The organism is Specibacter sp. AOP5-B1-6 (genome assembly GCF_052376555.1).
Taxonomy (GTDB): domain Bacteria; phylum Actinomycetota; class Actinomycetes; order Actinomycetales; family Micrococcaceae; genus Specibacter.
In genome coordinates, this window is the sequence record NZ_JBQSVT010000016.1 from 78,671 (window position 1) to 101,145 (window position 22,475).

Below are 22,475 nucleotides of genomic sequence, written 5' to 3' on the forward strand. Positions count from 1 at the left end.
TGGGGCAACCAAACTTACTAGGGGGTGGATGGCTGCACTGGCAGGTGCACTTGCTGTTGCCTTGGCGTTCGCAGCCCTTATCGGTGTTGGCAACGGCGTGGCCGCCGCGGCAACGCCCGGGATCACTACGACAGTCACGGTAGGCGGTGAAACTTACGACGGCACGCCCGTGGTCACCGAAGGCCAGACGCTTACCTTGAGCATGCAATACGGTCAGGAGGTGAAAGCTGGCTCCACGGTGGAGATCATCCTCGGGGCGAATGTCACTTTGGGAGATGTGCCGGCGGGGAACGAACAGATCGAGTCGATCACGAAGGACCCCGACGATCCAAACAAGGTCCTGATCAAATTCAAGGATGAGCTGCCCGGTACCGTGCAGGGCCTGGTCTCTTTCAACTTCACCGTGAATGAGGTCGAGGGGAGCTCCAAGGAACAGATCAACTGGACCGTCGACGGCGAAGAGAAGTGGCTCGACGTCATCGTCAAGAATGACGGTGACGAGTTTGCCAGTGTCAACGACTACCAGTCGAAGGGGGTTGCCAACAACGGCAACCTGAACCGGTTTGTCAGCGTTGACGCCGAGACCGGCAAGGTAACCCTCGCTGCCGGTGTGATTGGTGCTCCGGTCACATACACCTTGAACGTTGACACGAAGGCTGCCCAGGCCGGGTACACCATTACGGATGCGCTTCCTGCCGGCATGACGTACAAAGAGGGATCCTTCACAGCCTCTCAAATCACCTGGGATGCGGACGGTCTGAACAGAACCGATGGTGCCGTCACGTTCGCACCGATCATTTCCGACAACACCTTCTCCGGTTCACTGGATCTGCCGGGGCCGTCGAAGACGACCATTAACTACACCGCCCACGTTGCCGATGAGGCAGCCCGGGTGGCACTCGAGGCACAGCTGCAGGCCGCTGCCGACAAGGTGACAGGACCCACCGGCGGGAATTTCAACGTCAACCTGAAGAACACGGCCACTTTTGGGGACTCAGGCACCAAGGAAGCGTCAGTTTCCATCGGTGGAAAAAAGGCCGGCATGGAAGGTCCGGGCATAGGCAATGCCTTTACGAAGACTGCCGACTGGTCGAATAAGAAGGTTGAGCCGCAGGAAGACGGTTCGCTGGTTCCTCCCGCGGATGTCACCTATACGCTGAATACCGATCTGACCCCGTGGGACGGCGGCAATGTACTGAAAACACTGACAGCCAATGTTGTCATTTCCGACAAGCTGCCGACGCAGGCCAGCTGGAATACCGAGGATGCCGCATTCCTCACCGCCACAGGCATCGAACTGGAAAAGATCGAGCCCGTGGATGCAGCCGCATTTGCCGGCAACGAGTACGTTGGAAAGTACTTCGTGGACGGTCAGTCGCTGTACATCAACGTTGGACAGGACAACACACTTGTCTCCGCCATCGCGGTGAAGGCCCACATTAATTCAGTGGTCGGGCTGCAGAACGAATGGACCCCTATCCCGGGTGAAACGAAGCAAAAGCTCACCAACAGGGGTGAGTGGAGCTACGCGGATCACAAGCCGCAGAAGACCGGGTACAACCGCGACGTCTTTGTCACCTCGCAGGAGGAGAACGAAGACGGCTTCAACGCTCCTGACTACTTCAAGAAGGAAGCAGTCACCAAGGACGTTGTTGTCAAGCCAGGTGAATCCACCAAGGTTGACTACAAGTTCACGGTGGGCGCCGGCAAGGGCATTGACCTCACGAAGAGCTCCATCGTCGACTACGTTGACACGAACGTCTTTGACATCTCAGATCTCGACGCCGTCAAGGCTGGCATCAACGCCAAATATGACTGGTCAGTCGAGATGGCTCCGGGTTCTTTCGACGTGGTGCTCAACGATGACGGCAACCTTGTCATCTCGCTCAGCGCTGCGGGCCTGGAGCTCGTCAACGCGCGGGGCATCGACAAGCAGTTTGAGCTGACGCTGACCCTGGACACCCATCCCATCGTCGGCAAGCAGACGCTGCAGATCAAGAACAAAGCGACGCTCTTCGGCGAAGACGACAAGGCCCTGTACTGGTCCGAGGTCGAGTCGGATGCCACCACCTACGGTGATGAGGCTGAAATCCGCAAGACCGTCCGCGACACTCCCAACACGGAGTGGACGCAGAACCTGCGCGCCGAAGTCGACGCCGACGGCAACCTGATTAATGACCTGTTTGTTTACAACGTGGCCCTGGTGCCACACGGCAAGTACACAGGTGTAAAGATCTTTGATGTTGTGGATGTGCTCCCCGAGGGACTTGAGTTCGTGGGCTTCGTCTCCGCCGACCACGTTGATGATGGTGCCAACCCGAGCAGCGATGTGCAGGATCTGGTCGGCAACGTCCAGGCCCGGTTCGATGAACCCACCGATGATGCTCCCGCCGGAAAGGTAGTGCTCTTCCAAAAGGATGGCACAGTCCTGGACGCCAGCCAGGGCGTTCCCGCCGCGAACATTTTGGTCCGCATCAAGGACTTTGCCCTTGACGAAGCGATCATCAACAGCATTGGTTCAACCAAGGCAACGATCACGCCCTCTGACGGCTACCCGCTGTCGATCTCCAAGGTTGATGCCGTGGATGCTGAAGCGGTCATTAGCGATCCTGATGCCATCTTCCAGATCCTGGATGCAGACCTCAATGTTGTTGTTGACAACGTCTTCGTTGGAGATGGCGCACTGCGTGTCACCGATGCCGAGGGAAACACCAAGAACGTGAAGGTTGCCAAACCAGGCACCTACACGGTCAAGGAGATCAAGGCGCCGGTTGGTTATGAACTCGCGGAAGAGACGATTCAAGTTGTTGTGGGAACTGACGGGACCTCTGACGCCGTGACATTCCTCAACACGCCCAGTGATGAGCCGACGACGCCGCCGACTGATGGGCCGACGACGTCTGCTCCGACTGAGGATCCGACGACGCCTGCTCCGACTGAGGATCCGACGACGCCTGCTCCGACTGACGAGCCGACGACGTCTGCCCCGGCAGTTGACCCGACCGTTGATCCGACTGATGGGCCGACGACGTCTGCTCCGGCCGTTGACCCAACCGTTGACCCGACGCAGCCTGCCGATGGTGATTTGGCCAATACCGGTTTCAGCAGCGTTACACTGATGGGCTTTGGTCTGCTCTTGGCACTGTTGGGAGTTGGCGCCGTGGCGCTGTCCGCCCGACGCCGCCGAGCAGCAGCACGTCACTAGTCTGACAGTGTGCTAAAAGGGCTGCGGCCCCGTTCCGAAAGGAACGGGGCCGCAGCTCTTTTGCGGTGAATGGCACGCACACAAGGAGGAGACGGGCACTTTCGGCCGGGTGTTTCAGCCTGTGAGGAGGTGTTCCTGGTGTGCCACCACGAGAGCGTCTTCGCGGGTGCCAACACCAAGTTTCTTGTAGAGCGTGCGCAGCTGGGATTTGATGGTGTTCAGGCTGACAAAGTGGATGCGTGCGATCTCGGCCCTGTCCGGGGTGGTCGCCAGGGTGGCCAGAATGGAGGCCTCCCGCGGTGTCAGGGAGACCTTGGACAGCGACGCCGGAATGCGGGCCTCGGACGGAACCGGGGCCGCAGGCAAGGGCACGCCGTGCTCTTGCCATGCGGACGTCAGCAGCTCCAGGGCCTCTTCCGGCAGCAGGGCCAGGGGCCACTGGTTTCCGAGCGCCGTGACGGCTCCGGCGACCTTCTCAATATCCGCCTGGAGTGTCTCCGCGTCCTGCAGCTGGAGTCTGGCGACCGTCAGGAGGACCCAAGCGTCCAGTGCCTGCACAGCTGTAGTCTGGCGGAGATCGGTGCTGAGCAGTTCGACAACCTCGGCGGGGCGGCCCAGCGAGAGGCTCAGCCGTGCCAGGGCAATTCTGGCTGGTGGGCTCTTCGACGTCGACCGGCCAAGAACGGCCGCAGCACCGGTCGCGTTGCCGCGGGCCAGCAACAGGGCCGAGCGGGTCACGGGCAGGGCAGCCGCGTCGAAGGGGTTGAGGGCCGGCAGTTCCTTTTTTTGGGCCAGGATCAGGTCCAGTCGTCCCATGGCCATGCCGGAGTGGCCGCGGAGCAGATCTATCTGCGCCTCGATGATCCGCAGCCGGCCCCAGAATTCACTCGTGGCCGCCTCGGAGAGCACCTTGTCCAGGTGCGCTGCAGCAGCTTCCGGCTGCAGCCTGCCCAGCTCGACCATGGCCAGTGTCATGCAGAGGGGCGTCTGCTCATACAGCGGAGCTGGCGGCGCAACCGGCATGCACTCCAGCGCGGAGGCGGCGAGGTCTGCTGCGGTGACCAGGTCGCCGTCGAGCGCATAGCGGTAGGCCAACAACGAGGTGGCGAAAAAGAGCGTCTGGTGTGCCTCGGCAGCATGAGCTGTGGACACGGCCGACTGCAGGGCGGCGGTGGCGGTGGTGAAGTCGCCGGTGAAGATGAGCGCCAACCCCCATTGTGCCAAGGCCACGGACTCAAAGGGGGCTATCTGGTCGCGGTCGGCCAGCGGGAGCTCGCTGCGATCCCTGAGGCTGGTGCGGGAAGATGCAGCTGCCAGCTTGAATTGACCCGTCATTCGCAGGGCCACTGCCTGGGCCATGTTCATGGCCAGCCTTTCCTCTGGCGGCAGGGCCCGGCCGAGGAGCTTCGATGACGTCAAGGCGAGCGAAAGATATTCAGCACCCTTCGAATGGGTGAGCTTGTCGGCGTTGTAGACCAAACCCAACGCCAGGGACAACAGCGGGTATTTGACGATCTCGGTGTGCGGAATGGTTTTTAGCGCGGCCGCAAACCCGGCGTGGGCCTCGAGCAGCAGTGGCAGCCCGGAGCGGAGCAGCATGCTGGAGCTGCGCTGGTAATCGCCAATGGCCACGGTGTAACTGAAGGCCGGCAGATACTCGCCGCGGGCAAATTCCACGGCCGCTGCGATGTCCAGCGTGACATTGCGGCGATCAGCAAGCTCTTCAAAAAAAAGAGCCGTGAGCGCGTTGGCCACGATCACCGGATAGCTGTACCTGAGCGTTCCGTTGACTGTGGTTGACCACAGTGTGCCGGCTTCAACCAGCGCATGCAGCAGGGACTCGGGATCGGGGCAGTCAGGTTCCACCGCGCGCGCCAAGGCCAGGTCAAAGTGCGACAACGGCAATGTAGCCGCCATGAAGCCAATCAAGGGGCCACTGTGCGGGATCTCTTGGCTGGCCGTCAGCCGTTGGTGCAGGGACGTGGTGACCTTGTCGACAATGTCGTCGATGAGCCCAAGAGTGCTCCGGCGAGGTTCGAGCGCCGCGTAACGAGCCGACTTGTGCAACACCGGGGAGCCGTTCAGCTGTTCGTTGAGCCTGGCGCTGACGGGCTCCAAGTCAGTCCCTGCGTGAAAATCCCTGGCCTCGGTGTCATTGAATTGCAGGCTCTCGGGGCCGATGACGTGAAAATCTGTGGTGATCGTGGGGTATTCGACCTCAATGTCGAGAGCGGAACGGGCTGCCACAATGATGTTGAGTTCCGGGGCGTGCGCCAGCAGCTCCAGGAGCCCCGCCTGCACAGGGGCGTCCTGGACCCGGTAGAAATTTTCCAGCACCAGGGTAAACTGGCCGGTTCCTCCCAGCCGTGCGGCCAGCTGATGTGCGGGGTGGTTGGGCCCCGCTGCCCCGGGGGACCGCGGGAGCAATTTGGGGCCCAGTGCCATCTGGAGCTGCTGCCAAAACCGCGTGGGTGCTGCTGATTCTTCGGTCAAGTGGAGCCACAGCACCTCGCGCCGGGTGCCGGCTGCCCAATGGCCCAGGGCCACCGATTTGCCCAGATCGCGTGGTCCGCGCACGATGCACAGTGCAGCGGCAGCGCCGGCGTCGATCAAGGCCGTGACCCGGGGTCGCGGAATCGTTGAGAGGGGGTTTGGCGGCCGCGGCGGGCGGCTGAGCAACGCGGCAACGTCGCCGTCTTCAGCAAAAACCATCGGACTTGCGGTACCTTCCCGGGACACCATGAGAACACAACAAATTGCAGTCTACTTCAGTGGATGCCCAGTCTGCCTGTCCGTCCATCGGCGCTGGCCCGGGCCGAGCTGCTTAAACATTTGAGTGGTGGACCGGTCATAGACCAGGCCACCACTCACCCCCAAAAACTTGTGTGACGCATTGCCAGGCGCTGTTCACACATTCATTATTATGCCATTACTAATGGAAAAGTGCACATTGTGTTTCCTGTGTCTCCGCGACTGCTTCCTTTAGCGGGCGGCCTTGCTGCGCAGGGGGCTGCGAAGAAAGGAGAGCCATATCAGGGCCAGACCTGCTGCCACGAACAAAATTGCGCTGAAGGAGATGGCGCCAAGGACGGCGTAGTTGGTGTTTGGGAAAAGCTGGATGGGCACTGTGGTCACGACCAGGATGAAGCCAACGCACATGAGCAGCGCGGACACCCGGTCCAGGACGGGGCGCCGGGAGAACGCTGCCTTGGCGGTTGGGGCCACGAGACAGGCGGCCGCATAGGCCATATAAGCCATGCCGAACCACATGTATGCAGTCAGCGCCGGCTCGTGCCCAAGCTCCGACAAGCCAGTGCTGGAGGGCCCCTTTTCGGAGAGGAAGAAGCTTATCCAGATGCCCAGGGAGCAAACCACCAAAACGGTTGTCCCCGCCGGGCCGCGGACCAGCGCCTTGGCGAGCGGTGACTTGTAAGCGGCGGCGACTTTCCCGGCGAGAAGGAAAAACACCGCAAACAAACTCAGCCGCAACACCACGTTGGCGACATTAATACCACCCAGCAGTGCATCGACGGGCAGGTAGATTGCCGGGATGCTCAGCCCGACGGCCAGCGAGGCCATCGCAAAAATCCAAAACAAGCTGCGGTTTCGCCGTTGGAGCATGGCCGGGATGCGCCAGGCAGCGCACGCCAGGCAGACCGCAAGTGCTGCCCATTGCAGAATCGATGTCATCCCAGGTTCTCCCATATGCTCCGCGTGGCAGCGGTCTCGTCTTCCGAGCGGCGCAACGCGCGGCCCAGTACTTCCAGCCGGTGTGATGCCAGCAGGGCCAGCGCACTGTCGGAGGCACCCTCCAACGCGAGCTCCCTGGCATTGGCCGCCCACCCGGCTTCAGCGGGTGAGAGGAAACCAGTGGCAACAAGTCCGTTGGTCAGCCCAACTCCGGCGATTCGCGCGCTCTCAATGGCCAGCTCCGCGGTCAGTCGGTTCGCCGTGATTTGTGCCGACAGGTTTTGTGGCGCAATCGAGGCCTGTCGGGCAACTTTTTGACGCAGCTCTGCCGTGTCCACGGCGTCAAGCCAAGCGCGTACGGAAGAACTGTGGTGGGGAGGTGCCAGCGTGACCGGAAGCTGTGCCGTCAAGGTTTCCGCTGCCGTACGGCGGTTCAGGATTTCCCGCAGCAGATCCGCATCGGCTATTTGGCTCAACGCCTCTGCCTGGGTCGGTGCCTGGATGCCCGTGGCCAGATCGTTGAACGGGGCGAACTCGGCCAGGGAAGCAACAACGGGCAGTCCCAGTGAACGGCTCACGGCGGCAACCGTGGCCACCGACACCCGACCGCGCACCAGCTGTTGGGCCAGTGTTGACCGCTTGATGCCGGCGGCGCGGCAGACGGCCGCATGGCTGGTGGAACCAGCCACCGAAGTTAGCCAGTGTTGAAAATATTTTGCCGAAACTGTCACGGCGTGAATCCTACTCGACATTCGGGCGGCAGCGTCAAGCCACCGGGGTGCGCGGCTCCCGGCCCAGTCATCGAGCTGGGACGCCAGGGGGCCCAGCCATTCTGGGAAGCTTAGGCATCCTGGGAGTCGACGATGCCGCGGAAGCGGCTGCCGACGCCGTCGTACTCGCTGCGCCGCCAGCCGGTGCTGGGGGCGGGAAGCTCGTCGTTGTCATGGAAGTCGCAAATCACGTAGGTGAATTCGGGCCACCACTTCTTGGGGCGGGCCACCTCAAGGAAGTCGCAGAGGTAGCAGCGCAGATCCACCCAGACCGGGCGCTTGCCGGTGGAGTTCGCGCGTGACTGTGCCAACCAGGCCGGCGGATTGGCGTCGATGGCAGCCACATCAGCAGCACTCATGCGCGAGGGGATGCCGTTTCGGGCGGCCATTTCCGGCGGAATGTTCAGGGCCTGGGCCACTTGCCGGCGATTGAGCGAAGAGTGGGGGGAATTGTTGTTTGCCATGTTCCCTCAAGGATAGGGCGAAGCGTGGCCGGTGGCGATTCTGGGTGGCCGGAAACGTGCCTGCAAACCCCGCCACAGTGCCGCTGGGAGGGTGATAATGGCCACAAGTGACGCCAGGGGAAAGCAATATTTGCAAAAATTCGGCGAGAATACACCAAATATTCAGACCATCCCCTATGCTGTGGGAAAACAACAGGGAATTAAGGGCGCAATTCCAGCTTCCAGGGGCTAGTATGAGGCGCTGAAACACCCAGCCAATACCACGAGCATCTCAGGAGTTTGAAAACCGCATGGCAACGGATTACGACGCACCCCGCAACAAGGACGAAGACCACGAGACAGAGTCGCTTCAGGCGCTCCAGGTACAGCGTGGCGGTGCTCAGACGGCGCACATCGACGTCGAAGATTCAGATACGGCCGAAGGCACAGACCTGCCCGGTGCAGACCTCTCCAACGAGGAACTCATCATCCAGGTCATCCCGGCACAGGACGATGAATTCACCTGTTCCTCCTGCTTCCTGGTCCGCCACCGCAGCCAGGTGGCGCGCGAGAAGAACGGCCTGTTCTTCTGCAAGGACTGCGAAGGCTAAACTGCCTTTAATCATGCGGCGTGCCTCGTGCGGCGCCGCGTTTTGAGGGCAGCCAACAAGGCAAAAGCAGGGAGCGGATCATGACTGAACGTGTGCAGGAGCTGTTGGACACCTTCACGGCGCCCGGGGCCAATGCAGCCGAGCTTTTGTGCGACAGGCATCCCGCAGGCGACACCGCCTTCACCGTCATCACCGCCGACCTGGGCGCTGTCGACATCAGCTACGGCGAACTGCGCGAGAAATCCACGCAGTTCGCCGCTGCCTTGACGTCATTGGGCATCAAGCGCGGCGACCACGTGGCGACGCTCATGGCCAAGTCGGCCGAACTCGTCATCGCGCTCCTGGGCATCTGGCGCCTCGGCGCGGTGGATGTCCCCCTCTTCACCGCCTTCGCCCACGACGCCATCGACTTCCGGCTGCAGGCCAGCAGCACCCGCCTGGTGATTTGCGACGCCGACCAGCGCAAGAAGCTGCTCCCGGCCGGGGAAGTCCCCACCGACGCCTCACGGCCCGTGGTTGTGGCCCGCGGCGAGGCGTTCGGCTACGACCTCGCGTTTGCCGACATGGTGGCCGGCACGGGCGCCTTCACGCCGGCGCATGACAAGCACGACGGCGGCTCCGTTGCGGTGGGCGGGGACGGCGCGCTGGTGCAGCTGTTCACCTCGGGCACCACCGGCTCACCCAAGGGCGTTTCCATCCCGCTGAATGCGGTGGCCTCCTTTGTGGGGTATCACCGCTTTGGCCTGGATGTCCGCGACGACGACGTGTTTTGGAACATGGCCGACCCAGGCTGGGCCTACGGGTTGTACTTTGCCCTCTTGGCGCCCATGGCTGCGGGCAACCGCTCCCTGCTCCTCTCGGCCGGCTTCAGCCCGGAACTGACATGGGCCGTCATGGAAAAATTCAGCGTGACAAACTTTGCCGCAGCCCCCACCGTCTACCGCTCCCTGCGGGCAGGCTCAGCACCCGGGCAGGGGCACGTTCTGCGCAGGGCCTCCAGCGCGGGCGAGCCCCTGACACCTGACGTCATCGACTGGGGCCGGGACGCGTTTGGGCTGGAGGTCAGGGACCACTATGGTCAAACGGAACTCGGCATGGTTGCAGGCAATGCGTGGGCTGACGGCCTGCAGGAAGAGCTGCGTCCCGGGTCCATGGGGGAGCCGCTGCCGGGATGGAGCGTTGACGTGCTTGCCGATGACAGCGACGAGCGTGCCGCCGATGGTGAACCGGGGCGGATCGCCCTCAACGTCAGGGAAAGTCCGTTCATGTGGTTCACCGGCTATGTGGACGCGCCAGTGAAAACCGCCGAGCGCTACAGTGCTGACGGCACCTGGTACATCACCGGCGACGCCGGACGCCGGGACCAAGACGGCTACATTTACTTTTCGGCACGCGATGACGACGTCGTCATCATGGCCGGCTACCGCATCGGGCCCTTTGACGTGGAATCGGTGCTGGTGACCCATCCTGCCGTGTCGGAGGCTGCCGTCATCGGCACGCCGGATGAAATTCGCGGTGAGGTCTTGGAAGCTTTTGTGGTGCTGCGCGAGTCCGGGGCCGCATCGGCTGCGCTGGTCGCCGAACTGCAGCAGCTGGTCAAGACGGGCTTTGCCGCCCATGCCTACCCGCGGCGGATCCACTTTGTTGCCGAACTTCCAAAAACACCCAGCGGCAAGGTCCAGCGCTTTGTGTTGCGCAGGGATCGTGCCGCCATGACAGATCTCGACTAGGGGCGATGGGGAACAGTGGGACGTCGCAGAGTCGCGGACGCGAAAGCCGCACGCATTGACCTGGCAACACTGACCCCTGTGGTGGACGTTGCCAGCAAGTTTCTGGGCTTTGCCCTGGAAGTTGCCATGGTGGCAGCGTTCTTGTTTTGGGGCTTTAAGCAGGACAGCCCGTGGAACTTGATCCTGGGGCTGGGGATTCCCGGCGTCGTTGTGGTGTTCTGGGGCGTCTTCCTGGCTCCGCGCAGTGAGCGCCGCTTGAATGGGCAGCTTGTCAGCTTGCTGTCACTGGTGCTGTTCCTGGCAGCCGCCGCGGCACTGCTCAGTGTTGGCTCAACGGGCCTCGGCATCGCCATGGCCGTACTGGCTGTGGCGCAATTCGGGGCGACACGATTCCTGGAACGGCCGAATCGGCGATCCTAGCGGGGTGCAGTGTGGCGGCTCATCAGCGAGCCGCCGGTCAACTCCTGCACGGCACAGTCAGCGTGGGTTCCCACCGATGTCAGCCACAGCGAGGCCGCGACCTCGTCACCCAAAGTCAAGGGTCCGGCGTCGTGCGTGGAATCAAGGAGGCGCACCCGGAAGCCGGCCACAAAGGGGAGCCGGCCCAGGATGCCGAGTTCCGTGTCGAGACCGATGCCGAGTTTCTCCAGGTGGCGCAAAAGCCCGGGGTCGTGGTCGCTGATGCGGCTGACGCGGCCCGTGTGCCCGGCGTCGAGCTCGTCGAGGCGGTGCGAGGGTGCCATCGTGATGCGGCCCTGCGCGTCGGGGATGGGGTCGCCGTGGGGGTCGCGGGCGGGGTGGCCAAGCTTGGTGCTCATGCGCTCGATGAAATGCTCGGAGACGGCGTGCTCAAGCATTTCAGCCTCGTCATGGACCTCATCCCAGGTGTAGCCCAACTCGCGCACAAGGTACGTTTCCAACAGCCTGTGGCGGCGCACCATCGACAGGGCCAGCGCCAGGCCGCGCTCGGTCAGGTGGATGGGGCTGTACGGCTGGTGGTCGACGAGGCCCTGGTCCTTGAGCTTGCGCACCATCTCCGACACCGATGAATTCGCGACGCCGAGGCGGGTGGCCAGGGCGGAGGAGGTGATGGGCTTGTCCTGCCATTCCGTATAGGCATAGATGACCTTGACGTAGTCTTCGATGCTGGAGGAGGTGGCAGTTTGTTTCACACTCCCAGCCTACCTGTTAGCCCTGCCCGGTGAAGGTCAGCCACAGCAGCAGGGCGTTCAAGGCAACGATGAGCGCCACGCTGACGAGGGCGGCCAGCCGCAGCGCCAGGCCGTCCCGGTGCTCGCCCATGAGCTGCTTGCTGGCCGTCAGGCGCAAAAGCGGGATGAGGGCGAACGGGATGCCGAAGCTGAGCACGATTTGGCTCACAATCAACGCCCAGGTCGGGTCAATGCCCACCGACAGCAGGACGATTGCCGGGATGAGGCTGACCAGGCGCCGGGCCTGCAGCGGGATCCGCACCTTGAGCAGGCCGTTCATGATGGTGGCCCCGGCATAGGCGCCCACCGAGGTGGAGGCCAGCCCCGAGGCCAGCAGGCCAATGGCGAAGACGACGCCGATCACCGGCCCCAGACTGTTGACGATGGCCGTGTGGGCGCCCTCGATGCTGTCGGTTCCGGAGATCCCGCCCAGGGTTGAGGCGGCCAGCAGGAGCATGCCAATGTTGACGGCGCCGGCCAAAATGAGGGCCAGCACCACGTCAAGGCGGGTGGCCTTGATGATCCTGCGCAGCCCTGCCGGGGTGCTGCGGGCGTCGGGGTGCCTGTCCTTGGCCAGCTGGGAGTGCAGGTAGATGGCGTGTGGCATCACGGTTGCCCCCAACATTCCGGCCGCGAGCATGACGCTGCCCGAGCCGTCGAAGCGGGGGATCAGGCCGGCGGCCACGCCCGCCGGGTCGGGCGGGCTGAGCACCAGCCCGGCAAGGAAACCGATGGTGATGATGACGAGCAGGAAGATGATGATGCGTTCAAAGTGCCGCTGGCCGTGGCGGTTTTGCACCGTGAGAAGAACCATGGAGGCCAGTCCCACGATCAGCCCGCCCACCGGCAGCGGCAGCTGAAACAGCAGGTGGAGGGCGATGGCCCCGCCAACCACTTCGGCCAGGTCCGTGGCCATGGCGACCAGTTCCGCCTGTGCCCAGTAAAGCCGCCGGCTGCGTGTCGTGAACCGTTCGCCCAAAATTTCCGGAAGCGACTTGCCTGTCACCACGCCCAGCTTGGCCGACTGGTACTGAACGAGCATGGCCATGACGTTGGCCGCCACCAGGACCCAGACCAGAAGGTAGCCGTAGCTGGCACCCGAGGTGAGGTTGGCTGCAACATTGCCGGGGTCGACATAGGCAATGGCGGCCACAAAGGCAGGGCCCAGCAGCAGGAGCAGTCCGCCGCGCGGTTTGCGCAGCGGCTTTTTCCCGGTTGTGGCAGTCTCGAGCACAATCAACCCTTCGAAGTGCCTAAATCAATTTTGTAGGTATGCCGAAATCATATGCTTTTTGGGCTGCCGTTGTCGAGGTGCGGTTCTTGGGGCGCCGGTTCCTGCTGACGGGACGGCCTACAACTTCCGGGTGCGCCAGGTCTGGGTCACATAGGGAAGTTGTAGTTCGGTGCCGGGGACGTGGCCCAGGTGCTCAAACAAGTACCAGCGCAGATTGGCTGTCACTTTGGCGCGGACCTGCTCCGAGGCCTTGAGGTAGTAGCTGCGCGACTTGGCCAGCTCCATGAGCTCCTCGGGGGTCAGCGTCTGGCCCCACCGGGTGTTGTGGGGCTCGGCGGGCGCGAATTCCGGGCCGAGGGTGGGGCGGAAGTCGGGCTTGTGGACATCACCGGCGTGCATGATGCGGGCCAACCTGTGCACCCAGGGGAGTCCGACGTCGAGCTGGTTCCAGACCAGCCCGAGGGTGCCTCCGGGGCGCAGCACGCGGGCAATCTCGGTGCTGGCCGTGAGGGGATCGCACCAGTGCCAGGCCTGGGCGACTATGGCAAGGTCCATGGTGGAGTCGGCCAGTTCGAGGTTTTCGGCCGTGCCCACAAGCGCGGTGGCCTGCGGGACAGCGTGGGAAAGCTGAGCGAGCATGTCGGCCGAGGGGTCGACGGCGGTCAGGGTCCAGCCGCGCCCGGCAAGCAACTGGGTGTACTTGCCCGTTCCGGCCCCCACGTCTAGGACGTCATGAAGGGGGTGCGCGGCGACTTCGGTCAGCCAGTCAAGGGATTCACGCGGGTAGCCGGGGCGGACCTTGTGGTAGTGGCCACCGCCCTCAAGGAAGGCTGTTGCCATGCGTTGGCGCCGTTCGGCGTCGAAGACCGGTCCGCCGGTGCCTGCCATGTTCGCTCCTGGGGTGTTGTGCGTTGGTGCCGTTCAACTTTACCCTCTACCCAACCCTCGCTCTCTCTAATGGCTATTGGCAGGCCTGGTGCCCGCTGGCAGGATTGAAACGCCCCCGTATGTGATCGAGCGTTTATTGGTCGGTGGTGCAGGGGGCGGCACCGGCCGTGCCCGGGGTGTTTGGCGCCCAGCCGGGGTAGACGCGGTTGTCGTCGGCTGGGACCCAGCGGCCGGCGTCGACCACGTAGTCCCAGCCCAGCCCGTCCCGCAGCAGCGTGCTGATGCCGTCGAGCAGTCGCTGGGCGTCCTCGAGACGGGAACCGACCCCAAAGCTGGCTCGCAGTGAACCGGCGGGCAGCCCCAAACGGTTCAGCAGCGGGTGGGCGCAGAACTTGCCGTCGCGTACGCCTACGCCATGTTCGGCCGACAGGTATGCCGCAACCAGTCCGGCGTCGTACCCGGTGACGGAGAAATTAACGACGCCGATGCTGCCGCAGTCCGGGTGGGTGTCGGCGTCGCTGAACAGGGTGTGGACGGTGGCGCCGTCGAGCGCGGACAGTCCGGCGACCAGGTGGCTGCGCAGGAGTTGTTCGTGGGTGTGCCAGTCGTTGGCGTCGAGGGCGGCCAGGGCGGTGGCGGCCTTGGCCAGCGTGGCCGCGCCGAGCACGTTGGGGGAGCCGGCCTCGTGGCGGGCCGGGCCCTCGGTCCAGCGCGTTGACTCGAGCTTGACGTCCTTTACGGCGCCGCCGCCGGCCAGATGGGGCGTGCCGGCGTCGAGCCAGTCGGGGCGGCCCACCAGGACTCCGGCGCCGAACGGTGCGTAGAGCTTGTGGCCCGAGAACGCGAGGTAGTCGATGCCGCTGGCGGACAGGTCGATCCGGCGGTGCGGTGCCAGCTGGGCAGCATCCACCACGATGCGCGCGCCGTAGCGGTGCGCCAGCGCGGCCAGCTCGTCCACGGGAAGCACCTCGCCCGTGACATTTGAGGCACCCGTGACAGCCAACAGCAGCACATTGCCGGCACGCAACTGGGTTTCCACCCGTGCAAGGGTGGCCGCAATGGAATCGGCGGCGACCACCGAGCGGTGCGGCAGAGCCTGCCACGGCAGCAGGTTCGCGTGGTGCTCGATGTCAAGGTAGAGCACCTCGCCGTGGACGTTGGCGCGGCCCTCCGCATAGCCCTGCTGCTTGAGGATGCTTGCCACGCACCCGGCCAGCAGGTTCAGTGAGTCTGTGGTGTTGCGGGTGAAGATCACGGTGTCGTCGGGGCGGGCCACCACAAAGTCCGCAACGATCCGCCGGGCGTTTTCATACACCGACGTGCTTACCTGGGAGGCGAAGCCGGCGCCCCGGTGCACGCTGGCGTAGTACGGCAGCACCTCGTTCAGGTGTGCCGCCACTTCTTCAATGGCCGGCGCCGATGCTGCATAGTCAAGATTGGCATACCGCACGTGCCCGCCCTGGATCAGCGGGGCAGGCAGGTCCTGGCCCACGACAGGCAGCAGGGGGCGGCTGGCAAGGGAGGTTTCCGCCAGTTGTGTGTTCTCAAGCAGTGTTTCCTCAAACAGGGCGTTGCTCATGAATGTTTCCTTCGACGGAAGGACGCTTGGGGGTGCCAAGGAGTCCGCGCTTGCCATGACCGTTCCGGCCTGGCCAGGTCGTCACCCGGGGCACCCCGCCGCGAAAGGAGGGTTGCCGGCCAGCAAACCGGGGTTTAGCGCTGGCACTCGTGACCTATGCCCAAAAGGTTAGCCCAAGAATTCCGACGGCGCATTTGTTACGTTGCGTAACGGGCGCCCGCATTCGCCCGAAGCAGCCCCGCGCCAGGCGGACAAAAAGAACGACGGCGGGAGGACGCCGTCGTTCTTAACTCACCTGTGCTTCTTGGTTGGGGTCAGCCCAGCAGGTCATCCCAGTTGGGGTTGAGGCGGTGCAGCACCTCTGTGTGCAGGATCGAGTTCGTGGCCAGGGCGTTGCCGCCGAAGGGGCCGTCGGCGCCCTCGAGCGAGGTGAAGCGCCCGCCGGCCTCGGTGACGATCGGGACGAGTGCGGCCATGTCGTACAGGTTCAGTTCGGGCTCGCAGGCAATGTCAACGCTGCCCTCGGCGACCATGCAGTAGGACCAGAAGTCGCCGTAGGCCCGGGTGCGCCAGACGTCGTCGGTCAGGGAGATGAACTCGTCCCGGTTGCCGCGCTCGGCCCAGCCGCTCAGTGACGAGTAGGACAGGGAAGCGTCCTTGAGTTCGGCGACGTTTGAAACGCGGATGCGGGTGGCTGCCGCGAGCGACTTGCCCATGTAGGCGCCGGTTCCCTGGGCGGCCCACCAGCGCTTGCCCAGGGCCGGCGCGCTGACGAGGCCAACGACGGGGACGCCTTCATCGACGAGGGCGATCAGCGTGGCCCAGACGGGGACGCCGCGGACGAAGTTTTTGGTGCCGTCGATCGGGTCGATGATCCAGCGGCGGGAACCGTGTCCACTGCTGCCGAACTCCTCACCCAGCACGGCGTCGCGCGGGCGGACCCGGGCCAGCTGGCTGCGGATGGACTCCTCTGCGGACTTGTCTGCGTCCGTCACGGGGGTCAGGTCCGGCTTGGTTTCAACACCCAGGTCGAGGGCCTTGAAGCGGGACATCGTCAGGGAGTCGACGCTGTCGGCCAGGACATGTGCCAGGCGGAGGTCATCGTTGTACGTCTGGGGTTCGATCGTCATACGCTTCACGCTATCGCGATTTGGCGCAAACACCCGTCAGCGCCACCTTCGTGAACTTATACGCACAACTGGAGCTCAGTGGTGTATATGCGGTGACGAACCAAAACTCATGCGCACCACCCGCTGTGAGTGGCGCGTACAAGTTCACGGGCAGTGGCGCCTGGGCATCCTGCAAGCGCCTAGCCGTGCGCAGAAGCCAACTGAGCCGCGGGCAGCTGGCCAAATGTTCCAAGCTGCGCAGAACCCACTGCGGGTGTGCCGCATAACACAGTTTTGCGGCACAACCGCGGCGAGTTCCACGCAGATTAGGACAGCGGGGGCCGGTTGTGCGCAGCTTGGGACAGCTGGGGCCGGTGGATGGGCCCACGCCGGCAGGGATCCCTGGCCGAGGAACGAGCTTAAGGTGCCGGTGGATGGGCCCACGCCGGCAGGGATCCCTTGCCGAGGAACGAGGTTAGGGGGCCGGTGGGGACTACTCGAAGATGCCCAGTTCCTTCGCCTCGGCGCGGCCTTCTGTCCTGTCGCTGGTGCCCAGCAGGCGGCGCAGCGACGCAAGGCGGGCAGGTCCGGCGTCGCCCGCGTTCCCGGACGCCACATAGGGGTCCAGCCCGCAGTTCACGGCGACGCTGTCGTGCTTGCAGCCGCGTTCGCAGTCGTCGGTGCCGGGCTGCAGGTCGGGGAAGGCCTGCAGGATCCTGTCGGCGTTCACATGTGCCAGGCCAAAGGACCGGATGCCCGGAGTGTCAATGATCCACGAGCCGGGCAGCCCGTCCTGCAACTGCAGGGCCAGCGCGGACGAAGAGGTGTGGCGCCCGCGGCCGGTAACGGCATTGACGCCGCCCGTGGCACGCTGCGAACCTGTCAGCGCATTGACCATGGTTGACTTGCCCACGCCCGAATGCCCGACCATGACGCTGACTTTGCCGTCAAGGTAGCCGTGCAGCTGCTCCACGGCACCGCCAGCCAGCAGGGCGGAGTCGCCGTCGTCACTGCGGGCGTCGATGCCGGAAGCCCCCGCAGCGGCAGTGCGGCTGATGATGACTGTCATGTCCAGGTGTTCGTAGTTGGCGAGGAGTTCGGCCGGATCCTTGATGTCAGTTTTGGTGATCAGCAGCAGGGGTGCGATGCCGGAGTCGTAGGCGGCGACCAGCGCCCTGTCAATGAATCCGGTGCGGGGTTCGGGGTTGGCTGCCGCGACGACGATGACCAGCTGGTCGGCGTTGGCCACCACCACCCGCTCCACGGGATCCGTGTCGTCGGCACTGCGGCGCAGCAGGGTGCGGCGTTCCTCAACCCGGACCAGGCGGGCCAGGGTGTCGGGCTTGCCCGTCACGTCACCCACCAGTGCCACAAAGTCGCCGGCCACCACGGGATTGCGCCGCAATTCCCGGGCGCGGGCGGCAATCAAGGTGCGTTCGGTGGGCAGGTCCTCGTCCACAATGGCCGTGTACCGCCCGCGGTCCACCGTGATGATCCTGCCAATGACGGCGTCCTCATGGGCGGGCCTGTCTTTGGTGCGCGGCCGGCTGCCCTTCTTGTTGGCCCTGACGCGGACGTCTGATTCGTCCCAGTTGCTGTAGTCCCGTGCCATTCCCTAGGCCTCGGCTTCAACCGCCGCAGTGCCAACTCCAGCTGTGCCAGCAGTTTGCGACACCATGGCCGCCCACATGGCTGGGAAGTTGGGCATGGTCTTGGCGGTGGTGGCGATGTTTTCAACCTCGACGCCGGGCACGGCAAGTCCGATGATGGCGCCGGCCGTGGCCATGCGGTGGTCATGGTAGCTGTGGAAGACGCCGCCGTGCAGGGGAGCGGGGTTGATGATCAGCCCGTCCTCGGTTTCCTCGACGTTGCCGCCAAGGGCGTTGATTTCAGCGGCAAGCGCCGCCAGCCGGTCGGTCTCATGGCCGCGCAGGTGCGAGATGCCGCGCAATCGTGACGGGGTCGAGGCCAGGGCGCAGATGGCCGCCGTTGAGGGGGCCAGCTCGCTGGTGTCGGAGATGTCGACGCCGAGGATGTCCGGACCGCCGGTGACCGTCAGGACACCGTCATTAAGCGTCACCGTGGCACCGAACTGCGGCAGGATTTCCCGCCACTTGTCGCCCACCTGTGTTGTGTTTGACGGCCAGTTCGGGATTCGCACGGTGCCGCGGGTGGAAAGGGCGGCGGCAAGGAAGGGTCCGGCGTTTGAGAGGTCCTGCTCCAGCGAGACGTCAAAGCCGGGGATGGGTCCGGGCTGCACCTTCCAGTGCTTGGGCGTGGAGGAGTCCACCACAACCCCCATGGACCGCAGGATTTCCACTGTCATTGAAATGTGGTCGAGGCTGGGCACCGAATCGCCGGTGTGCTCAAGGTGCAGCCCATTGCTGAAGCGCGGTGCAACCAGCAAAATGGCTGAAATGAACTGGGAGGAACCGCCTGCGTCGACCTGCACGTGACCGCCCTCAACAGCGCCCGTGCCGTGGACGGTGAACGGCAGGAAGCCGTCGTCCCCGTCCTCGACCCGCACCCCGAGCCCTTCCAACGCAGCCACAATCGGAGCCATCGGGCGCACCAGGGCCGCCGGGTCGCCGTCGAACTTTACTGGGCTGGCAACGAGCGCGGCCAGCGGCGGGACGAAGCGCATGACGGTCCCGGCAAGGCCGCAGTCGACCTCGATGGTGCCGGGCGCTGTGGAGCCGGCCGGGATGGGCGTGACCACGAGGTCGGGGACGTCGCCGGTGCCGGGAACTTCGGTGATGACAGCGCCCAAGGCCCGCAATGCGCCGATCATCAGGTCCGAGTCGCGTGATTGGAGCGGCGCGCGCAGACGGGATTCACCGTCGGCGATGGCTGCGAGCACGAGATACCTGTTGGTCAGCGATTTGGAGGCCGGAATGGTGACGGTGGCATCCAGGGGTGTTGTGGAGAAGGGTGCGGGCCAATGGGCGCTGGTCATCGGGAGTTACTGTCCTGTCACGTCGTGGGCTAGCGCGCGGACTGACTTGTCCGCCTTCTTGAGTTTGGTCTGGGCGTTCTTTTTGCCGCTCTCAAGCAGTTTCTCGGTGCGCCAGGCCAGTCCGGGGCGGCCGGCGGTGTCAACGCTTGCCAGCAGTGCGCCGCCGATCAAGCCGATGTTCTTGGTCAGCTGGTTGCGGCGGTGGCTGCGGTTTTCCTTGGTGGTGGTGTCGGCGGTGCGGTATTCAACCACCGCGCCCAGGCCAGCCGTGAGGGCCAGCACGACGGCGGCGGGGCGGGAAAATTTTCCGATGGCCAGCAAAAAGCCTGCACCCACCTGGGTTCCGGCAAGCGCGCGGGCCAGGGTTTTCTCGCTGGCGTCCACCGGCAGGGCAGCGCTCAGCGGGCGCAGCACGGGTGCCAATTGCGCCGCCGTCTGGTCTGCGTGGCGCAGCCGGTCGAGGCCGGAGAGGATGAATGATGATGCCAACATGGGGCGGGCGAGTACGCGAACAATGGACAAGGAAGCCTCCTTAGTGATTCGGTCAGCCTCCCAAAACACGGCCGCGGCCGCCTCGCGGGAGGCTCATGCTGTGTATAAGTCTCCCACGACTCTTTCGCTGTTGCGGTGTTTGCGGAATATCCGACGGCGTTGGCGGGTTTGCATGGTTAGTGGCGGCTTGGGCAGGGGCTGGCCAGGCAACACGAACTGCAACACCCAAAGCGACGGAAAGGCGGCTATGCAGACACTGGTCCAAGCGGCACCCTTGAAACTGACTCTGAGCATAGACTCAGTAGTGATGAACACTTCCGAGCCTGAGCAAACCACCAACTCCGAGCCAGCACCCGCCAGCCGCAGCGCTGTGGTGAATACAGACGTGGCAGAAGTCGATGTTGCCAATGAGACTGCCGATGCCAGACGTGCGCGCTTTGAACGCGACGCCATGGTCTATGTGGACCAGTTGTATTCGGCGGCCATGCGCATGGCCCGCAACCCCAGCGACGCCGAAGATCTGGTCCAGGAGGCCTACACCAAGGCATTCTCTGCCTTCCATCAGTACAAGCCCGGCACGAACCTGAAGGCGTGGCTGTACCGGATCCTGACCAACACCTACATCAACCTGTACCGCAAGCGGCAGCGTGAGCCCTTGCAGTCCAATGCGGACTCCGTTGAGGACTGGCAGCTGGCACGGGCGGAATCACACACGTCCAAGGGCTTGCGCTCGGCCGAGGCCGACGCCCTTGACCACCTGCCCGATTCGGACGTCAAAAAGGCGTTGCAGGCCATTCCCGAGGAATTCCGGCTGGCAGTTTACTTTGCCGACGTCGAGGGATTTGCCTACAAGGAAATCTCGGAAATCATGAACACCCCCATTGGGACCGTGATGTCGCGGCTGCACCGGGGAAGAAAACTTTTGCGTGAAATGTTGGCCGACTATGCCGTTGAACGCGGTTACGTCAAAGAGTCCAACCTAATGACTGAAACGGAGAAATGACCATGGGCGACTGCCAAAGCCTGGGCGATTGCGATGACGAACGCATCGTGCGGATTTATGAATACCTTGACGGTGCACTGTCCCGTGCTGATCTGGGCGAGATCAAGGGGCACCTCGACGGCTGCTCGGACTGCTCCCAAGAGTACGACCTTGAGTGTGTCATTCGCTCGGTTGTGAAGCGTTCCTGCAAGGAAGCTGCCCCGGAAACCCTCAAGGCAGCCATCCTTGCCCGACTGCATGAAGGCAAGCCGGCAGCGGTTTAAGCTTCCGGCGCGTCCGCTGTTTTCGCCTGGACGTCCGGCCCTTGGACGTCCGGCGCCTGGTCGTTAGGCGCGCCGATCTGTGGTCCCTGCGGCGGGCGCGTTGAGATGGTGCTGTACTGGCTGGCCGGCCTGCCCGTGACCCGTCGGTGCAGCGAACCGCCAATCAGGTGGGCCTGCACCTTGGCAAGCTCGGCCTTTTCGCCGGCAAAAAGACCATCCACGGTGTTGGTCCACAACTGCAGCCACCGGTTGAAGTGCTCAAGCGTCAGTGGTTCCTTGGCATGAATGTCGAAGTGGATTGCCAGCGCATTGCGGTTGTACAGGCCCGCCTTGAACAGCACCGTCTGCCAAAAGTCGGCCATGATGGGCATGTGCCGGACCAGGTCCATGTGCACCACGTCAGTGAAAATGTGCCCGATCAGAGGGTCTGCGAAGGCCCGCGTGTAAAAGGTCTCCACAAGCTTCACGACGTCGGCCCGGTCGGCGATGTCGCTGTGGGCCCCCGAGCTGTCGCATGAGCCGCCGCCCGGCTCCTGCGGTGGGGGCGCCTGCGGTGGGGCCGCCGTCGGCTCATAGGGGTTGAGGTTCGACGTCGTGCGCCCGGAGTTCAGTGGAATGGTCGCCATGGGTGGTTACGCCGCCACAGCCACGACAATGAGGATGCCGGCCACCGGCAGTGCAACAGCCTTCACCAGTTCCGAGCCAATGTAGGCAACGTGCGTGAGTGTGCCAACCTTGGCTGTCACGGCAGTGGTTCCGCTGTGGGCCAGCGCGGTTTCCGCCAGGGCCTTGGTGCGGTTGGCCATGGCCGGGCGCAGCGCCAGGGTTTGCAGAGCCAGGGCCAGCATGGGCACGCACAGGAAGATGCCGATGGGCACGGTGACCAGGTCCGGTCGCTGGGTCCATGCGGCGAGCAGAACAACTGCCAGGGCCGCCTCCACCAGGTTCAGCACCTTGAACACGAGCCTGCCAATGCCCACACCCAATGCGTGGGTCATGCCGGGGGCGCGAAACTTCAAGGGGGTTTCAATGAAGGAGATGGCGGTGATCATGCCAAACCAGACAAATGGCAGCATGGTGAGAAGTACGAGGGCGAACATTTCCGGCTTTCTTCAACGCGGGACGCTGGCAACAATTCCACTTTATCTTTAGAACAGTATTTTCCGTGTTTAATGCACTGCCTGTTTCGTCACACCAAATCCAATGATGGTTCCAGGGCACGGCAATGGCTCGTTGCGCGGGCCGTCCGGCAGGCAAAAGCCCGCCCTGCCAGGTGGCGGGGCGGGCTCTT

20 protein-coding genes and 1 riboswitch are annotated in these 22,475 nt (G+C 63.8%); of the genes, 6 read left to right on the plus strand and 14 right to left on the minus strand.

The window, feature by feature from the left end; genetic code table 11:
• Positions 1-28: 28 nt before the first annotated feature.
• Complete coding sequence (locus ACT3TS_RS10340) at positions 29-3,205, plus strand: SpaA isopeptide-forming pilin-related protein (RefSeq protein ID WP_444531426.1); 3,177 nt, start codon at positions 29-31, stop codon at positions 3,203-3,205.
• Positions 3,206-3,319: 114 nt separating this feature from the next.
• On the opposite strand, the gene ACT3TS_RS10345 is transcribed toward ACT3TS_RS10340, so the two are convergent.
• The 4 genes from ACT3TS_RS10345 to ACT3TS_RS10360 form a co-directional block, all read right to left on the minus strand.
• Positions 3,320-5,917: a LuxR C-terminal-related transcriptional regulator gene (locus ACT3TS_RS10345; protein ID WP_444531427.1), complete on the minus strand. Its 2,598-nt coding sequence runs from the start codon at positions 5,915-5,917 to the stop codon at positions 3,320-3,322.
• Between the two features lie 270 nt (positions 5,918-6,187).
• On the minus strand, positions 6,188-6,895 hold the full coding sequence (locus ACT3TS_RS10350) for a hypothetical protein (RefSeq protein ID WP_444531428.1): 708 nt from the start codon (positions 6,893-6,895) through the stop codon (positions 6,188-6,190).
• Entirely contained in the window at positions 6,892-7,626 is a 735-nt protein-coding gene (locus ACT3TS_RS10355) for a hypothetical protein (protein ID WP_444531429.1), read from the minus strand. Before ACT3TS_RS10355 ends, ACT3TS_RS10350 begins: the two co-directional genes overlap by 4 nt.
• A gap of 110 nt (positions 7,627-7,736) precedes the next feature.
• The gene (locus ACT3TS_RS10360; protein WP_444531430.1) at positions 7,737-8,129 is read right to left on the minus strand and encodes a hypothetical protein; all 393 of its coding nucleotides are present in this window, start codon (positions 8,127-8,129) and stop codon (positions 7,737-7,739) included.
• A 290-nt stretch (positions 8,130-8,419) separates the two neighbouring features.
• On the opposite strand from ACT3TS_RS10360, the gene ACT3TS_RS10365 reads away from it, so the two are divergent.
• The 3 genes from ACT3TS_RS10365 (at position 8,420) to ACT3TS_RS10375 (ending at position 10,869) form a co-directional block, all read left to right on the plus strand.
• Positions 8,420-8,719 carry a DUF4193 domain-containing protein gene (locus tag ACT3TS_RS10365; protein ID WP_444531431.1) on the plus strand — a complete coding sequence of 100 codons (300 nt, stop codon included), beginning with the start codon at positions 8,420-8,422 and terminating at the stop codon, positions 8,717-8,719.
• Positions 8,720-8,799: 80 nt separating this feature from the next.
• Entirely contained in the window at positions 8,800-10,449 is a 1,650-nt protein-coding gene (locus tag ACT3TS_RS10370) for an AMP-binding protein (RefSeq protein ID WP_444531432.1), read from the plus strand.
• A 15-nt stretch (positions 10,450-10,464) separates the two neighbouring features.
• The gene (locus ACT3TS_RS10375; protein WP_444531433.1) at positions 10,465-10,869 is read left to right on the plus strand and encodes a DUF2568 domain-containing protein; all 405 of its coding nucleotides are present in this window, start codon (positions 10,465-10,467) and stop codon (positions 10,867-10,869) included.
• On the opposite strand, the gene ACT3TS_RS10380 is transcribed toward ACT3TS_RS10375, so the two are convergent.
• The 8 genes from ACT3TS_RS10380 to ACT3TS_RS10415 all read right to left on the minus strand — a co-directional run bounded on the left by ACT3TS_RS10380 (position 10,866) and on the right by ACT3TS_RS10415 (position 19,948).
• Positions 10,866-11,621, minus strand: a complete 756-nt coding sequence (locus tag ACT3TS_RS10380; RefSeq protein WP_444531434.1) for a metal-dependent transcriptional regulator — start codon at positions 11,619-11,621, stop codon at positions 10,866-10,868. The genes ACT3TS_RS10375 and ACT3TS_RS10380 overlap by 4 nt on opposite strands.
• Before the next feature lie 16 nt (positions 11,622-11,637).
• On the minus strand, positions 11,638-12,894 hold the full coding sequence (locus tag ACT3TS_RS10385) for an Nramp family divalent metal transporter (protein WP_444531435.1): 1,257 nt from the start codon (positions 12,892-12,894) through the stop codon (positions 11,638-11,640).
• Between the two features lie 117 nt (positions 12,895-13,011).
• On the minus strand, positions 13,012-13,782 hold the full coding sequence (locus tag ACT3TS_RS10390; RefSeq protein WP_444531436.1) for a class I SAM-dependent methyltransferase: 771 nt from the start codon (positions 13,780-13,782) through the stop codon (positions 13,012-13,014).
• Between the two features lie 133 nt (positions 13,783-13,915).
• Positions 13,916-15,361, minus strand: coding sequence for an aminotransferase class V-fold PLP-dependent enzyme (locus ACT3TS_RS10395; RefSeq protein ID WP_444531437.1), 1,446 nt, complete (start codon positions 15,359-15,361; stop codon positions 13,916-13,918).
• A 41-nt stretch (positions 15,362-15,402) separates the two neighbouring features.
• Positions 15,403-15,516: riboswitch (SAM riboswitch) on the minus strand.
• 159 nt (positions 15,517-15,675) lie between these two features.
• Complete coding sequence (gene hisN, locus ACT3TS_RS10400; protein WP_444531438.1) at positions 15,676-16,491, minus strand: histidinol-phosphatase; 816 nt, start codon at positions 16,489-16,491, stop codon at positions 15,676-15,678.
• Positions 16,492-16,963: 472 nt separating this feature from the next.
• Positions 16,964-18,082, minus strand: a complete 1,119-nt coding sequence (gene rsgA / locus ACT3TS_RS10405; RefSeq protein ID WP_444531439.1) for a ribosome small subunit-dependent GTPase A — start codon at positions 18,080-18,082, stop codon at positions 16,964-16,966.
• A gap of 3 nt (positions 18,083-18,085) precedes the next feature.
• A complete protein-coding gene (gene aroA, locus ACT3TS_RS10410; RefSeq protein WP_444531440.1) occupies positions 18,086-19,426 on the minus strand; it encodes a 3-phosphoshikimate 1-carboxyvinyltransferase in 1,341 nt (446 codons plus the stop codon).
• Between the two features lie 6 nt (positions 19,427-19,432).
• Positions 19,433-19,948, minus strand: coding sequence for a DoxX family protein (locus ACT3TS_RS10415; protein ID WP_444531441.1), 516 nt, complete (start codon positions 19,946-19,948; stop codon positions 19,433-19,435).
• Between the two features lie 277 nt (positions 19,949-20,225).
• On the opposite strand from ACT3TS_RS10415, the gene ACT3TS_RS10420 reads away from it, so the two are divergent.
• Both ACT3TS_RS10420 and rsrA read left to right on the plus strand, forming a co-directional pair.
• On the plus strand, positions 20,226-20,921 hold the full coding sequence (locus ACT3TS_RS10420) for a sigma-70 family RNA polymerase sigma factor (protein WP_444531442.1): 696 nt from the start codon (positions 20,226-20,228) through the stop codon (positions 20,919-20,921).
• Positions 20,922-20,923: 2 nt separating this feature from the next.
• On the plus strand, positions 20,924-21,184 hold the full coding sequence (gene rsrA, locus ACT3TS_RS10425) for a mycothiol system anti-sigma-R factor (RefSeq protein WP_444531446.1): 261 nt from the start codon (positions 20,924-20,926) through the stop codon (positions 21,182-21,184).
• On the opposite strand, the gene ACT3TS_RS10430 is transcribed toward rsrA, so the two are convergent.
• Positions 21,181-21,810: a group III truncated hemoglobin gene (locus ACT3TS_RS10430; RefSeq protein ID WP_444531443.1), complete on the minus strand. Its 630-nt coding sequence runs from the start codon at positions 21,808-21,810 to the stop codon at positions 21,181-21,183. The two genes, rsrA and ACT3TS_RS10430, sit on opposite strands and share 4 nt — an antisense overlap.
• 6 nt (positions 21,811-21,816) lie before the next feature.
• The gene (locus tag ACT3TS_RS10435) at positions 21,817-22,284 is read right to left on the minus strand and encodes a hypothetical protein (RefSeq protein ID WP_444531444.1); all 468 of its coding nucleotides are present in this window, start codon (positions 22,282-22,284) and stop codon (positions 21,817-21,819) included.
• Between the last annotated feature and the right edge of the window lie 191 nt (positions 22,285-22,475).